General features: G+C 64.1%; 9 protein-coding genes. 6 read left to right on the forward strand and 3 right to left on the reverse strand.

Annotated elements, in window-relative coordinates:
• Positions 1–2: 2 nt before the first annotated feature.
• Positions 3–1,388, reverse strand: coding sequence for an MFS transporter (locus HP499_RS02070; protein WP_172322302.1), 1,386 nt, complete (start codon positions 1,386–1,388; stop codon positions 3–5).
• A gap of 179 nt (positions 1,389–1,567) precedes the next feature.
• On the opposite strand from HP499_RS02070, the gene HP499_RS02075 reads away from it, so the two are divergent.
• The 3 genes from HP499_RS02075 to HP499_RS02085 all read left to right on the forward strand — a co-directional run bounded on the left by HP499_RS02075 (position 1,568) and on the right by HP499_RS02085 (position 3,981).
• Positions 1,568–2,422, forward strand: coding sequence for a LysR substrate-binding domain-containing protein (locus HP499_RS02075; protein WP_172322303.1), 855 nt, complete (start codon positions 1,568–1,570; stop codon positions 2,420–2,422).
• Positions 2,423–2,461: 39 nt separating this feature from the next.
• Positions 2,462–3,028: a GNAT family N-acetyltransferase gene (locus tag HP499_RS02080; protein WP_172322304.1), complete on the forward strand. Its 567-nt coding sequence runs from the start codon at positions 2,462–2,464 to the stop codon at positions 3,026–3,028.
• Between the two features lie 179 nt (positions 3,029–3,207).
• Positions 3,208–3,981 (forward strand): sugar phosphate isomerase/epimerase, encoded by a 774-nt coding sequence (locus HP499_RS02085; protein ID WP_172322305.1) that lies wholly within the window; start codon positions 3,208–3,210, stop codon positions 3,979–3,981.
• 5 nt (positions 3,982–3,986) lie between these two features.
• Here HP499_RS02085 and HP499_RS02090 read toward each other — a convergent pair whose 3' ends face one another.
• Both HP499_RS02090 and HP499_RS02095 read right to left on the reverse strand, forming a co-directional pair.
• Positions 3,987–4,739, reverse strand: coding sequence for an alpha/beta hydrolase (locus HP499_RS02090; protein ID WP_172322306.1), 753 nt, complete (start codon positions 4,737–4,739; stop codon positions 3,987–3,989).
• Positions 4,736–5,773 carry a substrate-binding domain-containing protein gene (locus tag HP499_RS02095; RefSeq protein ID WP_172322307.1) on the reverse strand — a complete coding sequence of 346 codons (1,038 nt, stop codon included), beginning with the start codon at positions 5,771–5,773 and terminating at the stop codon, positions 4,736–4,738. The genes HP499_RS02090 and HP499_RS02095 overlap by 4 nt, the downstream gene beginning before the upstream one ends.
• Positions 5,774–5,969: 196 nt before the next feature.
• Between HP499_RS02095 and HP499_RS02100 the strand changes: the two genes are divergently transcribed.
• The 3 genes from HP499_RS02100 to HP499_RS02110 are packed head-to-tail and all read left to right on the forward strand — an operon-like array spanning position 5,970 to position 9,189.
• A complete protein-coding gene (locus HP499_RS02100; protein ID WP_166842176.1) occupies positions 5,970–7,139 on the forward strand; it encodes a Gfo/Idh/MocA family protein in 1,170 nt (389 codons plus the stop codon).
• Positions 7,139–8,353 (forward strand): dihydrodipicolinate synthase family protein, encoded by a 1,215-nt coding sequence (locus tag HP499_RS02105; protein ID WP_172322308.1) that lies wholly within the window; start codon positions 7,139–7,141, stop codon positions 8,351–8,353. The genes HP499_RS02100 and HP499_RS02105 overlap by 1 nt, the downstream gene beginning before the upstream one ends.
• Complete coding sequence (locus tag HP499_RS02110) at positions 8,350–9,189, forward strand: sugar phosphate isomerase/epimerase (protein WP_172322309.1); 840 nt, start codon at positions 8,350–8,352, stop codon at positions 9,187–9,189. The genes HP499_RS02105 and HP499_RS02110 overlap by 4 nt, the downstream gene beginning before the upstream one ends.
• The last annotated feature ends 94 nt before the right edge of the window (positions 9,190–9,283 follow it).

The raw sequence follows: 9,283 nt of genomic DNA on the forward strand, positions 1-9,283 counted from the left end.
TTCTAAACTGTCTGCGGCTCCTGCACGATCTTCAGCACCCGCCGCCGGTCGCGCAGGTCCACCTTGATGTGCAGGGATGACTTACGTGCCAGTACGACGGCGACTACCGCGGCGGCGATGGCCGGCACGCCACCGGAGATCAGGACCGCCAGATGCGGGCCAAAGTGCTCAGCGAGCCAGCCCATCATGGGACCACCGATTGCCTGCCCGCCGATCAGCACCACCAGGTACAGGCTCATGACGCGCCCACGGATGCTCATGTTGGAGCTGGTCTGCACCATTTGGTTGGCCGCGGTGAGGAACATGAGGCACCAGAATCCGGCGAGGACCATGGTGACGCTGAACCACACCATGGTTGGCATGAGCGAAGAGACGCAGAGCATCAGCCCATACAACCCGGCGGACGTCACTACCGATCGCAACCGCAGTTGACGGCGGCGGGTGGAAGCCACCGCGCCGATCAGTGCACCGAGCGCAACCATCGCGTTGAGCAGGCCGTAGCCTCCGGCACCGGCGTCGTACACGTGGTCCGCAAAGGCGGCCAGCAGCACGGGCAGGCTCATGGCGAAAACTGCCACGAAGCCGGCCATCAGCCACGGCCAGTAAATGGTGGGTTTGCTGAGCGCATAGTTGAGGCCTTCGCGCAGCATTCCCTTCTTGCGGGGCGTCGGCTGGCTGAGGTGCAGCTGGTCCTTGCGGAGGATCAGCAGCATCGCAACGGTGGAGCAGCACGCCACGGCGTTGGCGGCAAAGGCCCAGCCGGCACCGACAGCGGTGAGCAGCACACCGGCCAATGCGGGCCCGATCAGGCCACCCAATTGAAAGGTGGTGGAGTTGACGCTGATGGCGTTCCGCAAGTATTTGGGGCCCACCAGCTCATTGACGAACACTTGCCGGGCAGGCTGGTCCAGGACAGTAACGAAGCCCAAAACCAAGGCAATGACGTACACGTGCCAGACCTGGACGAGACCGCTCAGGGAAAGCACCGCGAGCGCCGCGGCCAGCACGGCCGCCGCGGACTGGCAGATGATGAGGATCTTGCGCTTGGCGAAGCGGTCGGCCATCATGCCGCCCCAGGGACCAAGGAATAGCGACGGCATGAATTGCAGTGCCACGGTAATTCCGACGGCGGTGACGGATCCGGACAGCTGGAGCACCATCCAGTCCTGGGCGATGCGTTGCATCCAGATGGCGATCACGGCAATGAAGTGGCCGATCGCGAAGATCCTGAAATTGGGGACCTTCAACGAGATGAAGGTATGCCGCCAGGGCAGCTTTTCACTCACGACGGCGAGTGGCTGGGTGACGGTGTCCGCGGGCTGAGGCGCGGAGAGGGAATCGATGACGGGCTGGCTGACGTTTGCCGCTGAAGGCGGTGGGGGTGCCAAAAGTAGTCCTCGGATGGAGAGTTTCGGTGGGATGCGTTTAACGCTATGGTTGCCAGCAGCAATTATGGAAGCGTATTGCGCCTATAACTAGCATTGCGGAATGCAATGAGGTGCCTGCGGGACAAGGGGCATCGGCGCAGTACTCCGGCCGTGCGCTGACCTGCGCTTAGAGGAGTTCCGTGTTCGAACCTGTCCAGCTCCGTTCCTTTTTGGCCGTCGCGGAAACGCTGAGTTTCACCAAAGCTGCCGAACGTCTTGGGCTCGCACAGCCCACCGTCAGCCAGCATGTCCGCAAGCTTGAGGCCGCCGCCAAGCGGGTGCTGGTTGCCCGGGATACGCGCGAGGTCCGGCTGACCGACAATGGAGACGCCATGGCCGGTTTTGCCCGCAGCATCCTGGCCGCGCACGACTCCGCCGCCCGCTACTTTTCCGGCTCGGCAATGCGCGGACGCCTGCGCTTCGGGACCGCCGACGACCTCGCCATCACCGGCCTCCCCCGGATCCTTCGCGAATTCCGGCAGCTCTACCCGCAGATCAACCTCGAGCTCACCGTGAGCCAAAGCGATCAGCTGTACAAGCGGCTAAACGCCGGACAACTGGATCTGGTGTTCGTCAAATGGGTGGCGGGCGCCAAGGAAGGCACTGTGGTCCGGCACGACAACTTCGCCTGGGTGGGCGTGGAACAGACTGTGCTGGAGCCGGGGGCGCCGGTGCCCCTCATCGCGTACCCCGCCCCGAGCCTGAGCCGAAAGCTTGCCATCGACGCCTTGGAAGCCGAGGGCAGGACGTGGCGGATCACGTGCAGCACCAAGCAGATCAGTGGGGTGCTGGCGGCCGTACGTGCGGGCATCGGCGTCGCTGTGATGCCGTCGTCGTTGGTTCCCGAGGACCTCAAAGTCATCACACAGCGTTTCGGACTGCCGCCGGTAGGTGACGTGGATTTCACCCTGATCCGCAACCCGCTGGCCAACGCTGAAGTGATCGACGCCCTCACGCAGGCCATCATGGGCCGGACGCTGAGCAAGTCGAACTAGCGGACCAGGCCCCGGAAGCGGCCGTAGTACGCTCACCCAATGATTCACACCGAGCTCTCGCAACCCTCCGCCAGCTTTCATGCGTCCTGGCTTGAAAGCTGGGACGAGTGGGGAACCCTCGACCAAGATGGCTCCGCGGCTTTTCTGGCAGCCCGCTACGAGCTGGACCTCCGCGACGGCAACGACTACGCGAAGTGGATTGAACTGCTGCACCACATGCCCCTGGAAGAATTCCAGCCTCCCGAAGGCTTGGTCAACCAGAGCACCATCTGGGTGGTGGAGGGCAATTCTTATCTGGGTTCCACCAGCCTCAGGCACTCGTTGGCCAATGAGTACCTGGCCGAAGTGGGAGGACATATTGGTTATGGAATCCGGCCAAGCGCCAGGGGCCGGGGACTCGCGAAGCTGGCCCTCAACGGCGCTTTGGAGGAAGCACGCGCCCTGGGTATGGAACGCGTGCTGGTGACGTGCAAGCAGCCCAACACAGCGTCCGCCCGCACCATCGAGGCATGCGGCGGCGTTCTTGAAAGCGTCCGGCCACCGGAGAGTTTTGCACCGGCGTTGGGAGTGACGGAAGCGATCCGGCGTTACTGGATCAATCTTTAGCGTGACTTGGCACAGACGCCGACCCCTTTCCCCCATTCGCCCCCGTAACCTCTGGTGCGTGTGGCGCGAGCGGGTGCGGTGCTGGCGTTCAAGGGGTGCGCACGGCGGGAAAGGCCGCGGGAGAGTTCAACAGGCGATACGCCCTTACCGGGTAAGCGCATTCCCGGTATCCTGTCATCATGATCGACCTCACTACGCTTGCTGACCTCACGCCGGGCATCTGTTCCGTCACTCTCCGATCACACGGGATTGACGAGGTAGTTCGAATTTCCTCGAATGCAGGACTGGCAGGCATCGAGTGGGGCACCGACGTCCACGTCAGCGATGCGGAGTCGGCGGCGCGGGCCAAGGAAGCCACCACGGCGGCCGGGCTCAGCGTCCTCTCCCTCGGTTCGTACTACCGTTGCGGTGCATTCGGGGACTTCGGGCGCGTGCTGGACCTGGCCTCAGCGCTGGGTGCTCCCAGGATCCGGGTATGGGCCGGTGAACTTGGCTCTGCCGAAGCGAGTGAAAGCCTTTGGGATGCCGTGGTCACGGACACCCGGCGGATTGCCGATCTCGCAGCCGCCCGGGGCGTCGCCATCGCCTTTGAGTACCACGGCAACACGCTCACCGACTCCCCGGCCACCACCCTGGACTTACTGAACCGGGTGAATCACGGCAACGTCGGCACCTACTGGCAGCCCGCCGTCGGACTTTCTGATCAGCAGGCGCTGGACTCGCTCCACCAGGTCCTGCCGCATGTAGTGGGCGTGCACTGTTTCTCATGGGGTCCGGAAGCTGAACGCTTTCCGCTGCGGAACCGGAAGCTGCTCTGGCAGACGGTCACCGATGTACTGCGCGGTAACGGCAAGGACATGGACATCATGCTGGAATTCGTCCAGGACGATCTCCCGGACAACGTACTCAACGACGCCGCTTTCCTGCACACCATCACCCTCGGCGAGGACTGACGCGGCTAGGCAGTCCATTCCATTCGCCGAAGCCAGGCGGCACAGAGCGTTGTCCATTGATCGGCACCGGGCGTTCCCTGCGCCAAGCCAATACCGTGGACTCCGCTCGGAAAGACGTGGAGCTCCACCGGAACACCGGCCCGGCCCAGTGCGCCTGCATAGGCGAGGCTGTGGCTGACGGGGACTGATTGGTCCTCGGCGGTGTGCCACAGGAAAGCGGGCGGCGTGGCAGGGGTAACGTTCAGCTCCGCGGACATCCCGCGCAGCACTTCCAGTCCCGCACCCGTTCCCACGAGGTTGTCCACTGACCCTTGATGCACGGAATCCACAAATGAAATCACGGGATAGCAGAGGATGCTGAGGTTCGGAATGGCGCCCGAGGTGTCCAGCAAAGGATCACCGGTGGCAACACCAACGGATAGCGTGGATGCGAGGTGGCCGCCGGCCGAAAACCCCAGGACCCCCACCTTGGAGGCCTCGACCTTCAAGCCGTGGCTGCCTTCCCGGATCCACAAGAGGGCCCGCTTGGCATCTTCCAGTGGCGCAGGGTGTTGCTCAGGCGCCACCCGGTACCGCAACACGAACGCGTGGATGCCCAACGAGGCAAGCCATTCAGCCACGGGTTCGGCCTCGTGGTCTGCCGTCTTCGCGTAGCCTCCTCCCGGCAGCACCAGAATGGCAGGTGCAGTTCGGGAGGAACGCCCGACGGCGGGGATCACCGTGAGCGCCCGGGGCGCCTTGGCATCGGCTGGAGTCATGCTTGTGATTCGGCTGGAATCTCTGTGCTGCGGCGAAGCTTGACCGCGCCGCTCACGGGAGGGGTGTCCGGGTCTCCAGCTGCGAGCCTGCCAATATCCTCAAGCGGCAGGTGAACCGTGGAGAGGGCCGGCCGGAAATCGCGCAGGGTTTCAATATCGTCAAAGCCGGCAATCGTGGCATCCCTGGGAATCCACACGCCCTCGGGCCGAAGTGCTGCCGTAACCCCGATGGCCATCACATCGTTGACCGCGAAGATGCAGAGGCGTTCCGGGGAGGACTTGATGCGCTCGGCAAGAGCCGCGCCGGCATCGTATCCGCCGGCACGGTTAAATCCAGTGCGGATCACCTCGGCCGCAGGCTTTCCGGCTTCTTCAAGACCACGTTGGAAGCCGCGAACCCGATCGTCCGAGGTGTAGAGCCCTTCGGGTCCGGCAATGATCAGGAAGGCACCATCGTGAGTGGCGGCCAACTCGGCAGCCAGGCCGGCAGCGAGCTCCTCATTGGGTACTTTCACCACGTGGTAGCCCTCGGTGATGGACGCGCCGACAACCGGGTGGCCTACCACCCCCACATGTCCGCCGTTGCGGCAGTAGCGGTCCAGCTCGGCAGCCAGTTCAATGTTGCCTTGCTTGTCCTCGGCACGCACGGAACGCGAGCCGGCAATGACGATTGAGTCCGCACGACGCGCGGCGAAGGCCGCTACGGCCTCTTTTTCATCAGAAGGAGCCCCTGACGTACTGGCCAGGAGCACCATGCGGTTCTGCTGCCGGGCAGCTTCCTGGACCCCGCGGGCAATCGCAGAGAAGTAGGGATCGGCGATGTCGTGGACGACCAGTCCGATCAAGCCTGAGCTGGACTTTGCCAGGGCCTGTGCCTGCGCGTTGGGAACGTATCCGAGTTTGTCGGCAGCCTCCCGAACGCGCTCGGCAATGTCCTCAGCCGGTTTCCGGGAAGATCCATTCAGGACCCGGGATGCCGTAGCCAGGGAGACCCCGGCTAAACGGGCAACTTCACTCAGTGTGCTGGCGGCCACGGGGCCCTCCTTGTCTGCAGGCGTCGGGACTGGCGCTAGGGAAATTATGTCAGTCTTCGGCCAATTCCGGGAAAGCGCTTGCCAACCCGGCGAGTCATGGTGCATGATCGATTGCAACGGGAATGCGCTTTCCCACCACACGACTGAAAGCACCGGCATCCGCAAAGCGACCGGCACACAAGGCACTGGAGAAAACATGGGCTTCGAAACAAAGACGATCCGCATCGCCATGAACGGCATCACTGGCCGTATGGGCTACCGCCAGCACCTGCTGCGGTCCATCCTGCCCATCCGCGATGCCGGTGGCTTCACCCTTGAAGACGGCACCAAGGTGCAGGTGGAACCGATCCTGGTTGGCCGCAACGAAGCCAAGATCCGTGAACTCGCCGAGCTCCACAAGGTCTCCGAATGGACCACGGACCTGGACGCCGTGATCGCTGATCCCACCGTTGACATCATCTTTGACGCCTCCATGACCAGCCTCCGCGCCGCCACCCTGAAGAAGGCAATGCGCGCCGGAAAGCACATCTTCACCGAGAAGCCCACGGCAGAGACCCTGGAAGAAGCCATTGAACTGGCACAGATCGGCAAGGAAGCCGGCGTTACCGCAGGCGTTGTGCACGACAAGCTGTACCTCCCCGGCCTGGTAAAGCTCCGCCGCCTGGTGGATGAAGGCTTCTTCGGCCGCATCCTCTCCATCCGTGGTGAATTCGGCTACTGGGTCTTCGAAGGCGATGTCCAGGCTGCGCAGCGTCCGTCCTGGAACTACCGCAAGGAAGACGGCGGCGGAATGACCACGGACATGTTCTGCCACTGGAACTACGTCCTTGAAGGCATCATCGGCAAGGTCAAGAGCGTCAACGCCAAGACCGCCACGCACATCCCCGCACGCTGGGACGAGGCCGGCAAAGAATACAAGGCCACCGCCGACGACGCTTCCTACGGCATCTTCGAGCTCGAAACCCCGGGCGGGGACGACGTCATCGGCCAGATCAACTCCTCCTGGGCCGTCCGCGTCTACCGCGACGAACTGGTGGAGTTCCAGATCGACGGCACGCACGGTTCCGCCGTCGCCGGTTTGAACAAGTGCGTTGCGCAGCAGCGCGCCCACACCCCCAAGCCCGTCTGGAACCCGGACCTGCCCGTCACCGAATCCTTCCGCAGCCAGTGGCAGGAAGTTCCCGCCAACGCTGAACTGGACAACGGCTTCAAGCTGCAGTGGGAAGAGTTCCTGCGCGACGTCGTCGCCGGCCGCGAGCACCGCTTCGGCCTCCTTTCCGCAGCACGCGGCGTGCAGCTGGCCGAACTCGGCCTGCAGTCCTCCGCCGAGCGCCGCACCATCGACATCCCGGAGATCACCCTCTAATGACGTCACTGATTCTTCCCACAGACGACGGCGGCACGCGCGAGTACCGCCTTCAGGCAGCCACCTCGTGGGCCAAGCCGACCGCACCTTTGACGGCCCGCCGCGCCTACGCCGCAGCCCATGTGATCCCCGAGGTCGCTGCGGACAACACTCCCGGCGCGCCGGCCCAGCTGGACTGGGATGCCACCCTGGCCTACCGGCACGAGTTGTGGTCCTACGGCCTGGGCGTTGCTGACGCCATGGACACCGCACAGCGCGGCATGGGCCTGGACTGGGCAGCCACGCAGCAGCTCATCAAGCGCACCGGCGCCGAGGCAGCCTCCGTTGTGGCAGCGGGCAACGCAGCCATCACCGGCAAGTCCGTCCGCGACCTCGTCTCCTGCGGCGCAGGCACGGATCAGCTGGACATCACTGCCCTTCCTGAGGGAGCAGCCGGCATCCAGGCCGTCATCGACGCCTACCGCGAGCAGATCGCCGTCGTCAGCGAGGCCGGTCCCAAGGTCATCCTCATGGCATCCCGTGCCTTGGCCAAGGTTGCCAACAGCGCCGACGACTACCTGCATGTCTACTCGACGCTCCTGCAGGAAGTCGACCAGCCCGTCATCCTGCACTGGCTCGGCACTATGTTCGACCCCGCGCTGGCCGGATACTGGGGCTCGGACGACGTCTCCGTGGCCACCGAAACGTTCCTCAGCCTGATCCGTGAGCACTCGGACAAGGTTGACGGCGTGAAGGTTTCGCTGCTGGACGCCTCTCATGAGGTAGCCCTGCGTGCCAACCTTCCGGAAGGAGTCCGCCTCTACACCGGCGACGACTTCAACTACCCGGAACTGATCGACGGCGACCAAGCCCACCACTCGGATGCGCTCCTGGGCATCTTCGCTGCCATCTACCCGGCCGCTTCGGTCGCGTTGCAGAAGTACGACGCCGGCCAAGGCGCCGAAGGCCGTGCGATCCTGGACTCCACCCGCGAGCTCGGAAAGCACATCTTCAGCGCCCCCACGTTCTACTACAAGACCGGCATCGCTTTCATGTCCTGGCTCAACGGCAAGCAGCCCGGTTTCCAGATGGTGGGCGGCCTGCACTCGGGCCGTTCGGTCCTGCACCTGGCCAAGACCTTCGAACTGGCCGACCAAGCCGGACTGTTGAAGGATCCTTCGCTGGCCGCGTTCCGGATGTCCGACTTCCTGCGGATCAACGGGGTGGGCGCATGAGCGACTTCTCCCGGCTGTCCCTGAACAGCGCCACCACCAAGAAGTGGACGCTTGCCGAGGCCGTGGATGGTTGCGCACGTGCCGGCATCCCCGCGATCGGGCCGTGGCGTGACCGCGTGGCCGAGGCCGGACTGGATAAGGCCGCCAAGCTGATCAAGGACGCCGGCCTCCGGGTTTCGTCGTTGTGCCGCGGCGGCTTCCTCACGGCGGCCGACGCTGAAGGACAGGCAGCCGCCCTGGCCGACAACTTCGAAGCCGTCCGCGAAGCCGTAGCACTGGACACCCAGGAGCTGTTCCTGGTGGTCGGCGGGCTCGCTCCGCGTGAGAAGGACGTAGTCGCTGCGCGCCAGCGTGTGGCCGACCGGCTCGAGGAACTGGTTCCTTTCGCTTCCGAAAACGGTGTCCGTTTGGTGCTCGAACCCCTGCACCCGATGTACGCCGCCGACCGCGCGCTGATCTCCACCCTTGGACAAGCACTGGATCTTGCCGCGCCGTACGACGCAAAGGCTGTTGGCGTCGCCGTCGATACTTTCCATGTCTGGTGGGATCCGGAGCTGAAGACCCAGATCGACCGTGCCGGCCGCGAGAACCGCCTTGCCTCCTATCAGGTGTGCGACTTCAACCTGCCCATCGCTGCGGACGCGCTGTTGTCCCGCGGCATGATGGGCGACGGCGTCATCGACTTCGCCACTATCGGCACCTGGGTCAGGGACGCCGGGTACAAGGGCGACATCGAGGTTGAAATCTTCAATCAGGAAATCTGGGATGCCGATGGCCACACGGTCCTGGAAACCATGAAGCAGCGCTACGCGGAGCTCGTCCTCCCGTTCGCGTAACACGTGATCCTCCCGCGGATGCCCTAAGCTCCGCGGGAGGATCACTCCAAGAACAAGCGGGTTCCTGCCACGGTCACGGCGGGGGCCCGCTTTT

The organism is Paenarthrobacter sp. CM16, from assembly GCF_013179505.1.
Lineage (GTDB): Bacteria > Actinomycetota > Actinomycetes > Actinomycetales > Micrococcaceae > Arthrobacter.

What these genes read in the sequence shown, in the direction of transcription:
- HP499_RS02080 (WP_172322304.1), top strand. Translation starts at nt 2,462, where the DNA reads ATGATTCACACCGAGCTCTCGCAACCCTCCGCCAGCTTTCATGCGTCC.
- HP499_RS02085 (WP_172322305.1), top strand. Translation starts at nt 3,208, where the DNA reads ATGATCGACCTCACTACGCTTGCTGACCTCACGCCGGGCATCTGTTCC.
- HP499_RS02090 (WP_172322306.1), bottom strand. Translation starts at nt 4,739, where the DNA reads ATGACTCCAGCCGATGCCAAGGCGCCCCGGGCGCTCACGGTGATCCCC.
- HP499_RS02100 (WP_166842176.1), top strand. Translation starts at nt 5,970, where the DNA reads ATGGGCTTCGAAACAAAGACGATCCGCATCGCCATGAACGGCATCACT.
- HP499_RS02105 (WP_172322308.1), top strand. Translation starts at nt 7,139, where the DNA reads ATGACGTCACTGATTCTTCCCACAGACGACGGCGGCACGCGCGAGTAC.
- HP499_RS02110 (WP_172322309.1), top strand. Translation starts at nt 8,350, where the DNA reads ATGAGCGACTTCTCCCGGCTGTCCCTGAACAGCGCCACCACCAAGAAG.